Origin of the sequence: Streptomyces sp. NPDC059917 (assembly GCF_042730635.1) — a bacterium.
GTDB lineage: Bacteria > Actinomycetota > Actinomycetes > Streptomycetales > Streptomycetaceae > Streptomyces.
On record NZ_JBHWLC010000002.1, the window covers coordinates 88599 to 106119 of the forward strand.

At 73.5% G+C, this 17521-nt stretch carries 17 protein-coding genes; 10 read left to right on the plus strand and 7 right to left on the minus strand.

What is annotated here, in order from left to right; genetic code table 11:
- Window positions 1-65 precede the first annotated feature (65 nt).
- Entirely contained in the window at window positions 66-1304 is a 1239-nt protein-coding gene (locus tag ACFWAR_RS01625) for a saccharopine dehydrogenase family protein (protein WP_385772257.1), read from the plus strand.
- 49 nt (window positions 1305-1353) lie between these two features.
- On the opposite strand, the gene ACFWAR_RS01630 is transcribed toward ACFWAR_RS01625, so the two are convergent.
- Entirely contained in the window at window positions 1354-2031 is a 678-nt protein-coding gene (locus ACFWAR_RS01630; RefSeq protein WP_385772258.1) for an endonuclease V, read from the minus strand.
- 25 nt (window positions 2032-2056) lie between these two features.
- Between ACFWAR_RS01630 and ACFWAR_RS01635 the strand changes: the two genes are divergently transcribed.
- Entirely contained in the window at window positions 2057-2356 is a 300-nt protein-coding gene (locus ACFWAR_RS01635; RefSeq protein ID WP_385772259.1) for a YciI family protein, read from the plus strand.
- Between the two features lie 56 nt (window positions 2357-2412).
- Here ACFWAR_RS01635 and ACFWAR_RS01640 read toward each other — a convergent pair whose 3' ends face one another.
- On the minus strand, window positions 2413-3549 hold the full coding sequence (locus tag ACFWAR_RS01640) for a WD40/YVTN/BNR-like repeat-containing protein (RefSeq protein ID WP_385772363.1): 1137 nt from the start codon (window positions 3547-3549) through the stop codon (window positions 2413-2415).
- Between the two features lie 346 nt (window positions 3550-3895).
- Here ACFWAR_RS01640 and ACFWAR_RS01645 point away from each other — a divergent pair, with 346 nt between their 5' ends.
- The 5 genes from ACFWAR_RS01645 (at window position 3896) to ACFWAR_RS01665 (ending at window position 8780) form a co-directional block, all read left to right on the plus strand.
- Window positions 3896-4312: an SsgA family sporulation/cell division regulator gene (locus ACFWAR_RS01645; RefSeq protein ID WP_354380835.1), complete on the plus strand. Its 417-nt coding sequence runs from the start codon at window positions 3896-3898 to the stop codon at window positions 4310-4312.
- 225 nt (window positions 4313-4537) lie between these two features.
- Window positions 4538-6184 (plus strand): ABC-F family ATP-binding cassette domain-containing protein, encoded by a 1647-nt coding sequence (locus tag ACFWAR_RS01650; RefSeq protein ID WP_385772260.1) that lies wholly within the window; start codon window positions 4538-4540, stop codon window positions 6182-6184.
- Window positions 6185-6438: 254 nt separating this feature from the next.
- Entirely contained in the window at window positions 6439-7290 is an 852-nt protein-coding gene (locus ACFWAR_RS01655; protein ID WP_385772261.1) for a helix-turn-helix domain-containing protein, read from the plus strand.
- Between the two features lie 144 nt (window positions 7291-7434).
- Window positions 7435-7653: a hypothetical protein gene (locus ACFWAR_RS01660; RefSeq protein ID WP_385772262.1), complete on the plus strand. Its 219-nt coding sequence runs from the start codon at window positions 7435-7437 to the stop codon at window positions 7651-7653.
- A gap of 155 nt (window positions 7654-7808) precedes the next feature.
- Window positions 7809-8780 carry an acyl-ACP desaturase gene (locus ACFWAR_RS01665; protein ID WP_385772263.1) on the plus strand — a complete coding sequence of 324 codons (972 nt, stop codon included), beginning with the start codon at window positions 7809-7811 and terminating at the stop codon, window positions 8778-8780.
- 153 nt (window positions 8781-8933) lie between these two features.
- Here ACFWAR_RS01665 and ACFWAR_RS01670 read toward each other — a convergent pair whose 3' ends face one another.
- On the minus strand, window positions 8934-9191 hold the full coding sequence (locus tag ACFWAR_RS01670) for a WhiB family transcriptional regulator (protein ID WP_385772264.1): 258 nt from the start codon (window positions 9189-9191) through the stop codon (window positions 8934-8936).
- Window positions 9192-9272: 81 nt separating this feature from the next.
- Window positions 9273-10298 (minus strand): non-homologous end-joining DNA ligase, encoded by a 1026-nt coding sequence (gene ligD, locus ACFWAR_RS01675; RefSeq protein ID WP_385772265.1) that lies wholly within the window; start codon window positions 10296-10298, stop codon window positions 9273-9275.
- A 125-nt stretch (window positions 10299-10423) separates the two neighbouring features.
- Here ligD and ACFWAR_RS01680 point away from each other — a divergent pair, with 125 nt between their 5' ends.
- Entirely contained in the window at window positions 10424-11497 is a 1074-nt protein-coding gene (locus ACFWAR_RS01680; protein WP_385772266.1) for an ATP-dependent DNA ligase, read from the plus strand.
- 74 nt (window positions 11498-11571) lie between these two features.
- Here ACFWAR_RS01680 and ACFWAR_RS01685 read toward each other — a convergent pair whose 3' ends face one another.
- The gene (locus ACFWAR_RS01685; RefSeq protein ID WP_385772267.1) at window positions 11572-12990 is read right to left on the minus strand and encodes an NAD(P)/FAD-dependent oxidoreductase; all 1419 of its coding nucleotides are present in this window, start codon (window positions 12988-12990) and stop codon (window positions 11572-11574) included.
- Window positions 12991-13165: 175 nt separating this feature from the next.
- On the minus strand, window positions 13166-14206 hold the full coding sequence (locus tag ACFWAR_RS01690; protein WP_385772268.1) for an NAD(P)/FAD-dependent oxidoreductase: 1041 nt from the start codon (window positions 14204-14206) through the stop codon (window positions 13166-13168).
- 65 nt (window positions 14207-14271) lie between these two features.
- On the opposite strand from ACFWAR_RS01690, the gene ACFWAR_RS01695 reads away from it, so the two are divergent.
- Complete coding sequence (locus ACFWAR_RS01695; RefSeq protein WP_385772269.1) at window positions 14272-14910, plus strand: helix-turn-helix domain-containing protein; 639 nt, start codon at window positions 14272-14274, stop codon at window positions 14908-14910.
- Window positions 14907-15395 (plus strand): NUDIX domain-containing protein, encoded by a 489-nt coding sequence (locus ACFWAR_RS01700; protein ID WP_385772270.1) that lies wholly within the window; start codon window positions 14907-14909, stop codon window positions 15393-15395. The genes ACFWAR_RS01695 and ACFWAR_RS01700 overlap by 4 nt, the downstream gene beginning before the upstream one ends.
- 16 nt (window positions 15396-15411) lie before the next feature.
- Here ACFWAR_RS01700 and ACFWAR_RS01705 read toward each other — a convergent pair whose 3' ends face one another.
- On the minus strand, window positions 15412-17508 hold the full coding sequence (locus ACFWAR_RS01705; protein WP_385772364.1) for an MDR family MFS transporter: 2097 nt from the start codon (window positions 17506-17508) through the stop codon (window positions 15412-15414).
- Window positions 17509-17521: the final 13 nt, after the last annotated feature.

The window sequence follows — 17521 nt, forward strand, 5'->3', positions numbered from 1 at the left end:
TGCTCGCACGGACAGTCGATCCCCACGCTAGCCTCGGCGACCATCAGCAGTCGGGAGGAGCGGTGATGAACAGCCGGAACAGCGATCAGAACGCGCCAGAACCGCCGGAGCGCCAGGACCACCGGGACGGGCGCGCCTACGACCTGGTGCTCTTCGGAGCCACCGGCTTCGTGGGCGCCCTGACCGCCGAGTACCTCGCCGCGCACGCGCCGGCCGGGTGCCGGTGGGCGCTCGCGGGACGGGACCCCGCCAAACTCGAACGGCTCCGCGAGCGACTCGCCGCCCTCGACCCCCGCTGCGCGGAGCTGCCGCTGCTGCGCGCGGACGCCGCCGATCCGCGGGCGGTGCGGGAACTCGCCGCCACCACGCGGGTGTTGGCCACCACGGTGGGCCCGTACGTGCACCACGGCGCGGAGCTGGTCGCCGCCTGCGCCGAGAGCGGCACCGACTACCTGGACCTCACCGGGGAGCCGGAGTTCGTGGACCGGATGTACGTCGCGCACGACGCGCGGGCCCGCGAGAGCGGCGCCCGGATCGTGCACGCCTGCGGCTTCGACTCGATTCCGGCGGACCTCGGCGCGTACTTCACCGTCCGTCAGCTGCCCGAGGGCGTACCGCTGACCGTGGACGGTTTCCTGCGCACGCAGGCTTCCTTCTCCGGCGGCACGCTGGCCTCGGCGCTCGGCGCCTTCGGGCGCGGGCCGCAGACGCTGGCCGCCGCGCGGGAGCGCCGGCTGCACGAACCGCGGACGGTGGGCCGCCGGGCGCGGGGCCCGGTCGGGGCGCCCCGCTACAGCCGGGAGACCGGCACGTGGGCGCTGCCGCTGCCCACCCTGGACCCGCGGGTGGTGGCCCGCTCGGCCGCCGCCCTGGAGCGGTACGGCCCGGACTTCCGCTACCGGCACTACGCCTCCGTGCGGCACCTGCCGATCGCGGCGGCCGGTGCGGGCGCGGTCGGGGCCACGGTCGCCCTGGCCCAGGTCCCGGCGGTGCGGCAGTGGCTCGGCGGGCTGTGGGAGCCGGGGCGCGGGCCGGACGCCGAGCGCAGGGCGCGCAGTTGGTTCACGGTCCGCTTCGTGGGCGAGGGCGGCGGGCGGCGGGTGTTCACGGAGGTCTCGGGCGGCGACCCCGGCTACGGGGAGACGGCGAAGATGCTCGGGGAGTCCGCGCTGTGCCTGGCGTACGACCGGCTCCCGGCGACCTCCGGGCAGGTGACCACGGCGGTCGCGATGGGCGACGCGCTGCTGGAGCGGCTCCAGAAGGCGGGGATCCGCTTCCGGGTGGTGGACGAGCGCGCGGTGTGATCCCCCGCGCGGGCCGGGGCGGGCGCCCGGGGCAGGTGCCCGCGGCGCCTCAGCCCGCCTCGCGCAGGGCCCTGCGGCAGAGGGAGTCGGCGTGCCGGGTGGTCTCGGGGATCCGGAAGCGCGGGCTCAGGGCCAGGGTGTGGGCGGCCGCGTTGTCGAGGGAGACCCGGTGGCCCACGGAGACGTACACCGGCTTGATCCCGTCCTGCGTGCGCAGCGCCCGGCCGACCACGGAGCCGTCGGCGGCGCGCAGGGGGGAGGAGTCGCCCCGGCCGGCGCCCGGTTCCTCGTAGGTGAAGGTGAATGGATTCTTCGCGACGCCGATGGTCGCCAGTCCCGTGACCACGCCGAGGTGGCAGGCGAGCCCGAAGCCGCGCGGGTGCGCGAGCCCGTAGCCGTCGCAGACGACCAGCCCGGGGGCCGAGGTCAGCGCGTCCAGGGCGGCCAGGACGGTGGGCAGTTCCCGGAAGGCGAGCAGGCCCGGGACGTAGGGGAAGCTCACGTGCCCCACGGCGGTCGCCTCCTCGACGACCTCCAGCGTGCGCGCGTCGAGGACGACGGCCGCGGCGGCGACCAGGTCGCGCTCGTCGTCGTAGGCCACGTCGACACCGGTCACCAGGCCGTGGCCGACCGGCGGTCCGGCCTCGGTGAGCACGACCTGGTGGCGCAGTCGGTCCTGTATCGCCCGGGCCTCGGCCTCGTCCGCGGGGGTCTTCACACTCGTCATGAGGTGCGAGAGTAGCCTGGCGATCATGTTCGTCATGGAGTTGAGCTACACCGCGCCCCTCGAAGCCGTCGAAGAGCACATGGACGCGCACATCGCGTGGTTGGGCGGCCACTACGCCTCGGGCGTCTTCCTCGCCTCGGGCCGCAAGGTGCCGCGCGACGGCGGTGTGATCCTCGCGGGCGGGGTCTCCCGCGCCGAGATCGAGGAGATCGCCACCGAGGACCCCTTCGCGGTGGCGGGCGTCTGCGCCTACCGGATCACCGAGTTCATCGCGACCAGGACCTCGGGCGACCTGGCCGCGGTCCGCGAGGCTCCGCTCGCGTAGCCCCCGCTCGCGGGGACGCGCCCGGTGGCGGCCGTCCGCCGCCACCGGTACCCGCGCTACTCGCCGCCGTCGCCCGGTTCCAACCGGGCGACCCGGCCCTTCTCCCCCGCCGCCCAGCACGCCAGGTCCGCGGTGCAGTCGACGGTGTCGAAGGAACCCGTGGCCAGCGGCCGCCAGCTGCGACCCGCGTCGAGCGTGACGTCCGTACCCGTCGGCCCGACCGCGAGGGCCACGCTCGCCGTGTACGGGACCCAGGCCACCCCGGAGCGGTAGGCGGGCGGCGGCGCACCGGCCGGCCGCCAGGTGCGGCCCGCGTCGGCGGAGAGCGCCCCGGCCCGCGGGGACGCCTGCCCGGTGCGGTAGTCGCCGCCCACCGCGAGGCCGTGCCCGCGGTCGCGGAAGGCGAGCCCGAAGACCCCCTTGGCGGGGTCGCCCGCCGGTACGGTGGAATCGGCCGCGCGCCAGGTCAGCCCGCGGTCGGCCGAGTGCAGCACGCGCGCGTTCGCGCCGCCGCCGGTGGCCAGCCAGACGTCGGCCGGACCCGAGCTGACCAGGCACTGCCCGCTCGCGGCGAACCCGGCCTCGCCGGGCAGCGCGTCCGGCATCCCGGTGTTCGCCAGCACCCGCCAGCTGCGGCCGCCGTCCGCCGTGGACAGGATCCGGAACTTCCCGTCCACCGGGTCGCTGACGGCCAGCCCGTGCGCGGGGTCGAAGAAGGTCAGGCAGTCGTAGAAGGCGCGGGGGTCGGGGTTGCGGAAGGTCTCGGTCCAGCTGGCCCCGCCGTCCTCGGTCCACCAGACCCGGGAGTCCTGGCCCTCGCCGATGGAGAGGGCGACCGCGCGCCGCGCGTCGAAGGCCTCGATGTCGCGCAGCTCCAGACCGGCCGCGCCGGGCGGCGAGACGTCCGCCCAACTGCGCCCGCCGTCCACGGTGCGCAGCACCTTGCCCTGGGATCCGGACACCCAGGCCGTCGAGCGGTCCACCGCGGCCAGCCCGCGGAACCGGGAGTCCGTGGCCGTCGCCTTGAGGGACCACGCCAGACCGGAAGGGGATCCGGACGCGAGGGCGGCCGACGGGCCGGGGAGGGCCGACGGGCCGGGGAGAGCCGACGGGCCGGGTAAGGGGGTGGTCCGCGCCTGGGCGGGAGCGGCCAGCACCCCGACCAGGGCTGCCGCGCTCATGCCAACTGCCAGAAGTCTCATGGCGCCGGAAGCTAACGCACCCCGCGGTGGCCGTCCAGGGCGCCTCGCGCCACCCTCACGGAGGGTGCCCGTACGGCGACACGAGTGATCGGTTGCGCTCCCGGAGTGAGCGGGATCCGGCCTTAGTTGAACCACTCAACAGACCTCCGGGCCCACCCCTCCCCCTTGCGCCCCAAGGCCGCTACCGGGGGACCGTACGATCACACGACGGCGTTCCGGCCATTCGGTGACACAGCTCACGCCCTCGGCGCATGCACGGATTGGCGATTTCCCGCGTCTATCCGGTTGCCGGACCCCAGCCACAGTCCGGCAACCGATCGCCGCAAGGGAGCGAGCCTTGATCACCATCATCGAGCAGGCCGTGCAGGCCCGTCTGGTCGCCGCAGCGCCGAAGGTCGAGACCGTCCCCGTCACCTTCCATTACGACCGCTCGGATCCCTTCGCCGTCCGCATGGCCTTCCCCGCTCCGGCGACCCTCGAAGGCATCGAGGTCTCGTGGACCTTCGCGCGCGAGCTGCTGGAGGCGGGCCTGGACCGTCCGTGCGGCCACGGCGACGTGCGGGTGCGGCCGTACGGATCGGGCCGGACCGTGGTGGAGTTCCACGCTCCGGAGGGCGTCGCCATCGTCCTGATGGCCGCCGCCGAGCTTCGCCGCTTCCTGGAGCGGGCCGCGGCCGTGGTCCCGCCGGGGCTGGAGCACCTGTACCTGGACGTGGACCACAGCCTGGCCGAGCTGATGCGCGACTCCTGTTGACGCCGACCGCACGACGCCGACCGCCCGGCTCCGGCCGGCGAAAACCGTTTGCGGGCGGCTGAGGCCCCCCGTAGCTTCGTAGACGCCCCATTGCCGCCGAAACGGAGCAGGACATTGCTCGTCTGAGGTCCGAGACACCGACCCCCCAAGCCCTTCGTCAGGAGCGCTCGTCGTCGGCTGTCTCCCCGCGTTGCACCGCACCATTCACGCAACCTGGAGGCCTCCATGAGCCATGCCCCTACGTTCGTCACGTGTTCCGCCCTGTCCTTCGACTGGCCCGACGGGACCCCCGTCTTCGACGGGCTCCAGCTCGCCGTCGGCCCCGGCCGCACCGGCCTGATCGGTCTCAACGGCTCGGGCAAGTCCACCCTGCTCAAACTGATCGCGGGTGAACTGACCGCGGGCGACGGCCAGATCGCCGTCGCCGGTACGGTCGGCCACCTCCCCCAGGGGGTCACCCTCGACACCACGCTGCGCGTGGACGAGGCGCTCGGCATCGCCGCGATCCGCACCGCCCTGCACGCCATCGAGGCGGGCGAGGCCACCGAGGCCAACTTCACCGCGGTCGGCGACGACTGGGACGTGGAGGAGCGGGCGACCGCCACCCTCGACCAGTTGGGGCTGGGCCGGATCGGTCTCGACCGCACGGTCGGCGAGCTCTCCGGCGGCGAGTCCGTACTGCTGCGGCTGGCGGCCCTGTTGATCGCGCGGCCGGACGTGCTGCTGCTCGACGAACCCACCAACAACCTCGACCTGCGGGCCCGGCGCCGGCTCTACGCCGCTGTCGACTCCTGGACCGGCGTCCTGGTCCTGGTCAGCCACGACCGGGAACTGCTGGACCGGGTGGACCAGATCGCCGAACTGCGCGAGGGCGAGGTCCGCTGGTACGGCGGGAACTTCAGCGCCTACGAGGAGGGGCTGGCCGCCGAACAGGAGACCGCCGAGCGGCTCGTCCGGGTCGCCGAGGCCGACGTACAGCGCCAGAAGCGCGAACTGTCCGACGCCCACGTCAAGTTGGCCCGCCGCAAGCGGTACGGCCAGAAGATGAACGACACCAAGCGCGAGCCCAAGATCGTGATGGGCGAGCGGAAGCGGCAGGCCCAGGTGTCCGCGGGCAAGCACCGCATCATGCACACCGAGAAGCTCGCGCAGGCGCGCGAACGCCTCGACCAGGCGGTGGAGGCGGTGCGCGACGACGACGAGATCCGCATCGAGCTGCCCGCCACCCTGGTGCCGCCCGGGCGCGGCGTGCTGACCCTGCGCGGTCTGCACCTGGCGCACGCGGGCTCGCCGGCCGTCCCGGACGCGTGGGAAATGCGCGGGCCGGAGCGGATCGCCCTGGTCGGACGCAACGGCTCGGGCAAGACCACCTTGCTGCGCACGGTGGCCGGGCTGGTCCCGCCGGTGGCCGGGGAGGCGGAGGTGCACGTACCGGCGCGCTTCCTGCCGCAGCGGCTCGACGTCCTCGACGACGGGCTGTCGGTGGTGGAGAACGTGGCGCGGTTCGCGCCGCAGGCCACGAACAACGGGATCCGGGCGCGGCTCGCGCACTTCCTCTTCCGCGGCGCCCGGGCGGATCGGGCCGCCGGCACCCTGTCGGGCGGCGAGCGCTTCCGGGCGGCGCTCGCGGCGCTGCTCCTGGCGGAACCGGCTCCGCAGCTACTGATGCTGGACGAGCCGACGAACAACCTGGACCTGGCGAGCGTACGGCAGTTGACGGAGGCGTTGGATTCGTACGAGGGGGCGCTCATCGTGGCCAGTCACGACGTGCCCTTCCTGGAGTCGATCGGCGTCACCCGCTGGCTGCTGCTCGACAACGAACTGCGCCCGACCACGGCGCAGGAGGTCCGCGAGTCCATGTGGCAGGACTGAGCGCCGCCCGGTGGGACCGGGCGGGGCCGACCCGCACCATCCGTCGACGCGCCCGGCGCCCCCCCCTGACGGGGTGGGGCGCCGGGCGCCCGTCGTCGTGCCGCCGAGCCTTCCGGGGCAGTCCTCCGGCACCGAGAGGTCGCCCCGTGTGACACTTGCACTACTGAACGTAGCGTAAGTAGGTGCACCGTGCTCACGAGCCGCATGTCCGCCTACCGCTTTCTCAGGGCATTCCAGGAGAGGGGAACCGCGCCATGCCACCGAGGAGCACGCCGACCGCCCGCCAGCAGCGCCTGGGCACCGAGCTGCGCAGACTCCGCGAGCGGTCGGGCACGACCGTGCAACAGGCCGCGGCGCTGCTGGGGGTCGACCGCACCCGCATCCCCAACATCGAGTCCGGCCGGCTCGGCATCACCCCGGAGCGGGTCCGCACGCTGGCCCACCACTACGCCTGCCCCGACGCCGCGCTCGTGGACCTGCTCGCGGGGATGACCCGGGAGCGCGACAAGGGGTGGTGGGAGGAGCATCGCGCCCTGCTGCCGCCGGGGTTGCTCGACATCTGCGAACTGGAGCACCACAGCGTCGAGTTGCACACGGCCGTGACCGCGCACATACCCGGCCTGCTGCAGACCGAGGCCCACGCGCGAGCGGTCTTCGAAACCGCCGACCCGCCGCTCCCGGCGGCCGAGGTGCGGGCCCGACTGGCGCTGCGCATGGGCCGGCGGCGGATCTTCGCGCGCGAGCGGCCCCCGGCCTACGAAGCGGTGGTGCACGAGGCGGCGCTGCGCATGCAGTTCGGCGGGCCGGGGGCGGCACGGGCGCAACTGGAGCACATCCTGGCGGAGTCGGAGCGCGAGCGCACGACGGTCCGGGTGATCCCCTTCACCGCGGGCGGCCTGCCCGGCGCGGGCCAGTCGTTCACCTACGCGGCGGCGACGATGAGCCGTTTGGACACCGTGCAGCTCGACAGCGCGCACGGGTCGGCGCTCCTGGACTCGCAGGAGGAGCTGCTGCGCTACCGGGGGCTGCTGGAGCGGCTCCGAGGTCTGTCACTGACCGTGACCGCCTCCCGCGACGCCATCCGCGCGATCGCGCGGGACCTGTGAGGCCCGCGCGCACACGGTGAACCCGCCGCGCGCGGGACCCGTGTGCGCACCGAGCGACACCACGGACACCGACATCCCGAGCACCCCGGGCACCCCGAGTACCCCGAACACCACGAACACCACGGACACCGGAAGAAGGACGACATGAGCGCGACGACCACCGCGGCCACCGCCCCCGCCATCGACTGGGACCTGGCCTTTTGCAGCGAGGGGGCGAACTGCTTCCGCTTCGGCCTGGACGCCGACGGCAGGGCCTACATCGGCACGACCGGCTCCGCCGCCTACGTCTCGGACTCCAGGGAAGCGCTCCGCGCGCTGATCACCGCGGTCAAGGGGGGTGCCGCAGATCACCTTCTGGTGTGACTTTGCGCGTCCCGGCGCCGCCCGGAACTGCATACATAACCGGACGTAACCAGGCACCCCCAGGGGTGGGGCTTGGTTCCTCTTGATGCCGCGCTTAACCTACGGGTTCGTAGGCTACGGAACCGTAGGTATTCGCTTTGTCCCCAGGAGCACCCGTGACGATCACCTCTCCCCACCTCGGCAGCTCGGAGGCGTGGACCGACGCCAAGCTGCTGTTCGCGCTGGAAGAGGTGGTGGAGAAAGAGCTCAACCGTCACCTGAAGGTGACGAAGGACTGGATGCCCCACGAGTACGTTCCGTGGAGCGACGGGCGCAATTTCCCGGGGTTCTTCGAGGACGGCGAGGAGTGGGCGGTCGGCCAGTCCAAGGTCACCGACATCGGCCGCACGGCGCTGGTGGTCAACCTCCTCACCGAGGACAACCTCCCCAGCTACCACCACGAGATCGCTTCCCTCTTCGGTCGCAACGGCGCCTGGGGCACCTGGGTGCACCGCTGGACCGCGGAGGAGGGGCGCCACGGCATCGTGATGCGCGACTACCTGCTCGCGTCCCGCGCGGTGGACCCGGACAAGCTCGAAGAGTTCCGGATGATGCACATGTCGGAGGGCTTCGAGTCCGACAACCGGCACTCGATGCTGCACTCGGTGGCGTACGTCGCCTTTCAGGAGCTGGCCACCCGCATCTCGCACCGCAACACCGGCCACCAGTCGGGCGACCCCGTCTGCGACCGGATGCTCGCCCGCATCGCGGCCGACGAGAACCTGCACATGATCTTCTACCGCAACCTGCTCGGCTCCGCCTTCGAGCTGGCCCCGGACCTGACGATGCAGGCCGTGCGCGACGTGGTCGTCAACTTCCGGATGCCGGGGCACGGCATGCCGGGCTTCGAGCGGGCCGCGGCCCAGATGGCCATCGGCGGCATCTACAACATGCGCATCCACCACGACGACGTGCTGAGCCCGGTGCTCCGCTTCCTCAAGGTCATGGACATCGACGGCCTCGGCCCCGACGGCCGGCAGGCCCAGGACGAGCTGGGCATGTACATGAGCGGCCTGGACTCCGAGGCCCGCAAGTTCGACGAGCGCCTCGCCGCCCGCGCGGCGCGCATCGCGGCCCGCAAGGCCTGATCGCGAGCGGTCGGGACCCGGCCCCGCGCCGTGTTCGGCGCGACGGCGGTGTGACGTGTAGCAGCGGTGTGACGTGTGACGGCGGTCCCCCGGCAGAGCCCCGCTCCGCCGGGGGACCGCCGCGTTCGTGAGCGACGCGGCCGGGCCGACGCGTCAACCGCGCGGGCGCAGGGCGTGGCGTTCGCCCTCCGAGAGACCGCCCCAGACGCCGAAGCGCTCGTCGTTGGCCAGGGCGTACTCCAGGCAGGCGACCCGTCCCTCGCAGGCTCCGCACAGGCGCTTCGCGTCCCGCAGGGAGGACCCGGGCTCCGGGAAGAAGAAGCCGGGGCCCGTCTGCGCGCAGAGTGCCAGTTCGTACCAGGAGACGTCCGTCGTCGCCGTCGCCGTGCGTTCGCTCGTGTTCATCGACATGCGCAGATACTCACCGCGCCGGATGTACGTCCGATCAACGACCGATCAACAGGGCCGCACGGCAGCGTTGATCGGGGCGTCTCAGGGGGTGTCCTCGTGCCGGGCGCGGCTCGGTTGGACCCGCTTCGGCTCGCCCGGCATCTTCGGGTAGTCCGGGGGGTAGGGCATGTCGCCCATCCCGCGCTCGTGCTCGTCGCGGTCCGCCAGGGCCAGGACCGCTTCCAGGCCGAAGGCGTGGTCGTCCATGTCCGCGTGGACGTCGCCCAGCTCGGCGAAGCGCTTCGGCATCGTCACGATGTCGAAGTCCCGCGGCTCGGCCGCCTCCACCTCGTCCCAGCGCAGGGGTGCCGAGACCGGGGCGTGGGGGCGGGGGCGTACGGAGTAGGCGGATGCGATGGTGCGGTCGCGCGCGGTCTGGTTGTAGTCGAAGAAGATCCGCTCGCCCCGCTCCTCCTTCCACCAGGCCGTGGTGACCTTGCCGGGCATCCGGCGCTCCAGCTCCCGGCCCAGCGCGATCGCGCATCGGCGGACCTCGGTGAAGGTCCAGCGGGGCTCGATCGGCACGAAGACGTGCAGGCCCCGGCCCCCCGAGGTCTTGGGCCAGCCGCGCAGGCCCAGCTCGTCCAGCAGCGCGCGCAGCTCGTGGGCCGCCGCCACCGCGTGGTGGTAGTCCGTCCCCGGCTGCGGATCGAGGTCGATGCGCAGCTCGTCGGGACGGTCGGTGTCCGCGCGCCGCACCGGCCACGGGTGGAAGGTCAGGCAGCCGAGGTTCGCGGCCCAGAGCACGGCGGCCGGCTCGGTCGGGCAGATCTCGTCGGCCGTCCGCCCGCTGGGGAAGGCGATGTGGGCGGTCGGGATCCACTCGGGCAGGTTCTTCGGCGCGCGCTTCTGGAAGAAGGACTCGCCGTCCACCCCGTCCGGGAACCGCTCCAGGGTCGTCGGCCGGTCGCGCAGGGCGCGCGTGATGCCCTGCGCCACGGCCAGGTAGTACTGGGCGACGTCCAGCTTGGTCAGGCCGCGCTCGGGAAAGTAGATCTTGTCCGGGCTCGACAGCCGTACGGCCCGCCCGCCCGCTTCCAGCTCGATCGCATTGCCCGCAGCACCCATGTGCGCCACGGTAGGCGGGCCCGGCACACCTCGCATACCGGGCGAGGTGGGACGTAGCGCCGCAGAATCGTAGGAACGGGTCGTCCAGAAGGTCGGGGCGACCGAGAGGACCTGGTGGAGGTGGCGTGGACCTGCCCGTGATGCCCCCGGTGAAGCCGATGCTCGCGAAGTCCGTGACCGAGATTCCCGCGGGCATGCAGTACGAGGCCAAGTGGGACGGCTTCCGCGCCATCGTCCACCGGGACGGCGACGAGATCGAGATCGGCAGCCGCACCGGCAAGTCCCTGACCCGCTACTTCCCCGAACTGGTCGCGGCGTTCCGAACGGAGCTGCCCCCGCGCTGCGTCGTGGACGGGGAGATCGTCATCGTTCAGGGCGGGCGGCTGGATTTCGACCGCCTGACCGAACGCATCCATCCCGCGGCGTCCCGCGTCACCCTCCTGGCCGGTACCACCCCGGCCCGCTTCATCGCCTTCGACCTGCTCGCGCTCGGCGACGAGGCGCTCCTCGACACCCCGCTCGCCGACCGGCGCACCGCACTCGCCCGCTCCCTGTCCACGGCCCGTCCCCCCGTTCATCTGGCGCCCGCGACCACCGACCCCGCGCTCGCGCGGGAGTGGTTCGAGCGGTTCGAGGGCGCCGGGCTCGACGGGGTGATCGCGAAACCGCTCGATCTGCCCTACCGGCCCGATGCCCGAATCATGTTCAAGATCAAGCACGAGCGTACGGCCGACACCGTCGTCGCGGGTTTCCGTTTCCACAAGAGCGGTCCGATCATCGGATCGCTCCTGCTCGGCCTCCACGACGGGCACGGCGCGCTCCAACACGTGGGCGTCTGCGCCGCCTTCCCCATGAAGCGCCGCGCCGAGATGGTGGAGGAACTGGCCCCCCTGCGCATGCCGAGCCCCGAGGGCCACCCGTGGGCGGACTGGGCCGAGGAGTCCGCCCACGAGAGCGCCCGCCTGCCGGGCGCCCAGAGCCGATGGACCGGCAAAAGGGACCTCTCCTGGGTACCGCTGCGCCCCGAACTCGTACTGGAGGTCGCGTACGACACCCTGTCCTACACCACGGCCCAGGCCCCCCGGTTCAGGCACACGGCCCGCTTCCGGAGATGGCGCCCGGACCGCACCGCCGCCTCGTGCACCTACGAGCAGCTCGAAGAACCCGAGTACAACCTGGGCGACATCCTCCCTTCGTGACCGCGTCGGTGATCAGCACCCGCACCCACGGCGTCACGGCGGATCCCCACCACCGGCGACGCGACCCGCTCGGGCTACGGCTGCGCGAGCGGCCGGGTGAGCTTCTCCCACTCCTCGCGGTCCGGTCCGGCCGTGCCCGGTGCGTAGTCGGGGCGCCGCGCCAACCACCGCGCGACCCGGGCCCGGATCTCCGGATCGGCGTAGGCCCGCTCCGGCGGGTCGACCAGGTGCCGCACCCGCGCCCGGGCCCGCATCACCTCCGGGTCCTCCAGGGCGCAGTCGAACAGCGCGGCCGTCTCGCGGGCCGAACCGGTGCGGGCGGCCCGGGTCGCGAACCGCTCCCCGACCGCCGTGTCCGCCACCACCTGGAAGTCGAACCACGGCTTGAGCGTGCGCACCGCCCACGCGTGGTGCTCGGCGGCGAACCGCGCCGACCCAGGGTCGCGGTGCGCCGTACGGGCCACGCGCAGCGCGGCCCACAGGGCGAGCGAGGTGCCCTGCGCCAGGGTCGGGTTGGTGTGGGTGATCGCGTCCCCGATCGGCACGATCCCGCTGACCACCGGTCCCCGCTCGTCGACCAACGCGCTCCACCGGTTGTCCAGGCCCGCCGTGGCCATGACCTCGGAGAGCGGTTCGGCGCCCAGCTCCAGCCAGGCCGCACCGGGCGGGAAGGCGCGCGCCACCGCCTCGAAGACGGCCGGATCCCGCAGCGCGGTGCGGGTCTCGTCCTGCGTGTGGACGAAGAGGGTCACCGCGAACGCCCCGTTGTCGGCCGGGAAGACGGCGCATCCGGCGAAGGGGCCGCCGGTGACCGCCCACGGTCGGCGCGGTCCCTCCGGGCACCCCTCGGGCAGGCGGTACCAGCGGCAGAAGTAGGCGATCCCCGTGCGGTGGCGCTCGACGACCGCCGGACGGCAACCCGCCGACGCGAGCCAGCGTTCGACGCCGCCGCGCCGCCCGCCCGCGTCCACGACGAGGTCGCCCCCGTACTCCCCCAGCTCCGTGCGCACCCCCGTCACCCCTGCGCAGGCCCCGGCCTCCGCTCCCGCCGCGCGCTCCGTCAGCAGCCCGGTGACCGGCTCGCCGTACCGCGCGACCACCCCGGCCTCGCCGCGCAGCGCGGTGACCAGGGCGCTCTCCAGCACGATGCGCCGGGCCTGGAGCATGACGAGGTCCTCGTCGCCGGGCCGGGCGGGCGGGCGTTCGTCGAACCAGTCCAGTTCGTGCCGCTCCCGTGCGCCGAGGCGGAGCATGTCCCGGTACACGTCCGGCAGTTCGTCGCGCAGCAGCGTGCGCGCCGCCCCCAGCAGGACGTGGGGCTGCGTCGCCTGCGGTACGGAGGGGCGCCGCCAGCCGAAGAAGTCCCGGTCCAGGGCGGTTCCCGGGGCCCGGCTGTCGCGCTCGAACAGCTCGGCCGTGTGCCCGTGCCGCGCCGCGAGCAGGGCGGTGGCCAAGCCTCCGACACCGCCTCCGATGACCAGCACATGTGCCATTGCGTCCCCCAGAGCCGAAGGTGCGGTGCGAGCGGTACGACGATCAGATCGCCTCCAGAGCCTGTGCGGGCCGGGCCCGGGCGAAACCCGCACACACGAGCGAGCGCCTGGTGGGAGGAGGCGCGCCGGTACCCACCGGGCGCCGTCACCTCACCCGGCGCTCGCTCCCGTCACCTCACCCGGCGCTCGCTCCCGGCGCCGCCCCGGCCACAGCCCCGGCCGCCGCTCCGGCCGCCGCTCCGGCCACCGCCGCCCGGACCTCCGCGCCCGTCAGATCCGCGTTGATCTCCATCCCCGCGCGCACCCCCTGCGCGGCCGCGGCGATCACGGTGTCCGTCGGCGAGGTCACGTTGCCCGCCACCCACACCCCCGCGAGCGCCGTCGCCCCGCCCGGCCCCGCCTCGACCGTGGTGCCGAGGTCCTGACCGTCGCGCTCCAGCCGTACGGCCGTGATCCCCAGGCTGCTCAACACCCCCGAACGGGCCGTGAACCGCGGGGCCACGACCAGCGCCTCGCACGCGACGGCCGCCCCGCCCCGCAGGGTCACCCCGGCCAGCCGGTCCTCCCCGGTCAGCCTCAGCCCCCGTACCTCCCCCTCCACCACCTCGACGCCCCGCGCGGCCAGCGCCGCCCGGTCCGCGTCCGGCACCCGCCAGGTGTGCGCCAGCAGGGTGACCCGCGGGGTCCACTGCCGCCACAGGTGTGCCTGGTGCGCCGCGAGCGGACCGGTGGCCAGGACCGCGAGCGGGCGCTCCCGCCACTCCCAGCCGTGGCAGTACGGACAGTGCAGTACGTCGCGGCCCCAGCGGGCGGCGAGGCCCGGCACCTCGGGCAGCTCGTCGCGCAGACCGGTGGCCACCAGGAGCCGCGCGGCGCGGACCGTGGAACCGTCGCCGAGGCGCACGAGGAAGCCGCCCCCGGGCAACCGGTCGGCGGCGACGGCCGTACCGGGAACGATCCGGGCGCCGTAGCCGATCGCCTCCGCCCGCCCGCGGGACAGCAGCTCCGCCGGGGGTACGCCGTCGTGGCCGAGGTACCCGTGCACGTGTGCGGCCGGGGCGTTGCGGGGGCTGCCCGAGTCGATCACCAGGACCGAGCGCCGGGCGCGGGCCAGGGTCACCGCCGCGCCCAGCCCCGCGGCCCCGCCGCCCACGACCACGACCTCCGCCCCGGCCCCGTCCGTACCCGCACCCGCACCCGCACCGTTCGTCCTCATGCGGCGAGGATGCGGGCCCGGAATCCCGCTTGACAAACGGTGTTGCCGAACCGGCAAATGGGATCATGGTTGCCGCCGAGAACGACGCGTCCGCAGGGTCCGACGAAGAGGACCTCGCACGGGTGCTCACCACCGTGGGACCGCGCCTGCGCACCCTGCGGCAGGAGCGCGGCACCACCCTCGCCCAGCTCAGCGAGGCCACCGGCATCTCCCTCTCCACGCTCTCCCGGCTGGAGTCCGGACGCCGTCGGCCCACCCTGGAGCTGCTGCTCCCGTTGGCGAAGGCACACCGCGTCGCGCTCGACGAGCTGGTCGGCGCCCCGGACACCGGGGACCCGCGGGTCCGCCCGCGCCCCTTCGTCCGACACGGGACCACGTACATCCCGCTGACCAGGAACTTCGGCGGAGTGCACGCCTTCAAGCAGATCCTCCCGCCCGCCACCGGACCGGTCACCGACCCCCGGCTGGGCGTGCACGAGGGCTACGAGTGGCTGTACGTCCTGTCCGGACGGCTGCGCCTGGTGCTCGGCGACCACGACCTGGTGCTCGGCGCCGGGGAGGCCGCGGAGTTCGACACCCGCACCCCGCACGCCTTCTTCAACGCGATCGCACAACCCACCGAGTACCTGAGCCTGTTCGGGCCGCAGGGCGAGCGGATCCACGTGCGCGCCAGGCCCACCACCCGGGAGAAGGACGCGTCATGACCGCGGCGCACGCCCACCCCTCACGCGCCGCCGCGCGGGCCAACGCCGTCGTCGGGGTCGGTCTGGTCGTCGTGGCGGCCGACGGCCGGATCCTGCTCGGCCTGGCCCACGACGGGCGGTGGGAGCTGCCCGGCGGCAAGGTCGACCCCGGTGAGGGCTTCGAGCAGGCCGCCGCGCGGGAGTTGGCCGAGGAGACCGCCCTGCGGGTGGCCCCCGCGGACGTACGGGTCCTGGGCGTCCGGCTCGACGCGACGGCCGGGCTGACCCGGCTGACGGCGGCCGCGGTGACCGGGGCGGCCGTGGGCACCCCGGCGGTCACCGAGCCGGACAAGATCGCCCGGTGGGAGTGGTTCGCGCCGACCGCGGTGCCGACCGCGCTCTACCCGCCGTCGGCTGCCGTGCTGCGCACCTGGCGCCCGGACCTCGTCGCGCTCCCGCCGGATCCCGCTCCCGCCCACGACTACCGGACGACGCCCGCGGCGTGAGCGCGCGGCGGGTCCGCTACGACCGCACGGCCGCCCGCGGCGCGAAGTTGCCCTCGTTCAGGTCCTCCGCCAGGAGGCGCTTGGCGATGGCGTCGGCCGCCACCCGCAGTTCGGCGCTGCGCGGCCTGCCGCGGTCGCGCTCCAACTGGTCGCCGAGCCAGTCGGCCCAGGCGGCGGAGATCACCCCGGCCTCGCGCGCACCGGCCGGGGTGTGCGAGAAGAAGCTGCCCTCCCGCGTCAGGTAGCCCTCCGCCACCATCCGGTCGAAGACGGGCACCAGCACCTCGGCGGGCAGCGAGCGGCGGGAGGCGATCAGACCGAGGCTGGCGTAGCCGACCGTGCGGGTCAGCAGGTCCACCTGCATGACCGCCCACGCGCCCGCCATGTCGAGCCGGGTGTCGGAGGCGCTGACGATGCCCCGCGCCTGCTCCGGGCCCATGGTCCGGACGATCTTGCCCACCGCCAGTTCCAGCAGCTTGGCCGAATCACCGGAGGCGGTCGCCGGCGAGGCGAAGCCGTCGCCCATGTCGGTCGAGCCGGCCTTGGCGGTGTCGCGCAGCGCGACCTGCTTGAGGAAGAGCGCGACGACGAAGCCCACCGCCGCGACCGGCACCGTCCACAGGAAGACGGTCTGCAAGGCGTCCGTGTAGGCGGCGATCACCGGGGCGGACTCGGCCGGCGGCAGCGCGTGCACGCCCTTCGGGTTCCCCGCCTGGGCGGCGATCTGTGCGGGGTCGCCGCCCGTGGCCTTGGCCGCCCGGGCCACGGCCGAGGTCAGGGCGGGCCCGAGGCTGTTGGCGTAGATGGTGCCGAAGACGGCCGTGCCGAAGGCGCTGCCCAGGGTCCGGAAGAAGGTGACGCCCGAGGTGGCGGTGCCCAGGTCGGCGTAGTCCACGGTGTTCTGCACGGCGATGGTGAGGACCTGCATCGACAGGCCGATCCCGACGCCGAGCACGAACATGTACAGCGATTCGAGGGCCACACCGGTCCCCGGGCCCATCCGCGAGAGCAGGTAGAGCCCGATGCCCATGACCAGGGAACCCACGATGGGGAAGATCCGGTACCGCCCGGTCTTGCTGGTGACGTTGCCGCTGAAGATGGAGGCGATCAGCAGGCCGAAGACCAGCGGCAGGGTCCGCACGCCCGAGATGGTGGCCGAATCCCCGTCCACGTACTGGAGGTAGGTCGGCAGGAAGGTCATCGCGCCGAGCATCGCGAAACCGACGACGAAGCTCAGCACGGAGCACACCGTGAAGACCGGATTGCGGAACAGCCGCATGGGCAGCATCGGTTCGGCCGCGCGGGTCTCGGCCAGGCAGAACAGGGCGAGTGCGACCACACCGCCCACGAAGAGGCCGATGATGGCGGGCGAGCTCCAGGCGTACTCGTTGCCGCCCCAACTCGTGCCCAGGATCAGCGCGCTGGAGCCGATCGCGACGAGGGCGATGCCGAGGTAGTCGATCGCCGGACGGGCGCCCGACCGTACCGAGGGGATCGTCCGGGCCGCGGCCAGGACCACCAGGACGGCGATCGGCACGTTGACGTAGAAGGCCCAGCGCCAGCTCAGGTGGTCGGTGAACAGCCCGCCCAGCAGCGGCCCGATGACCGTCGCGACGCCGAACACCGCGCCGATCGCGCCCTGGTACTTGCCCCGCTCGCGCAGCGGCACCACATCGGCGATCAGTGCCATGGAGGTGACCATCAGGCCGCCCGCGCCGATGCCCTGCACGCCCCGCCACACGATGAGCAGGAGCATGTTGCTCGCGAGGCCGCAGAGGAACGAGCCGGTGATGAAGACGACCGCGGAGATCTGGAAGATGACCTTGCGCCCGAAGAGGTCGCCGAACTTGCCGACGAGCACCGTGGCGACGGTCTCCGCGAGCAGGTACGAGGTCACCACCCAGGACATGTGGTCGCCGCCGCCGAGATCCGCCACGATCGTGGGCAGGGCGGTGCCCACGATCGTCTGGTCGAGGGCTGCCAGCAGCACACCGAGCATGATCGTGCCGAAGATGACGTTGCGCCGGCGCCGGTCGAGCACGGGCGGCGCGGCGGCTGTCGCGGGAGCTGTGGTCACATCTCGCACTCTCACAGCGCCACCGCCCGGCCGCATGCGGCGCTCGGCC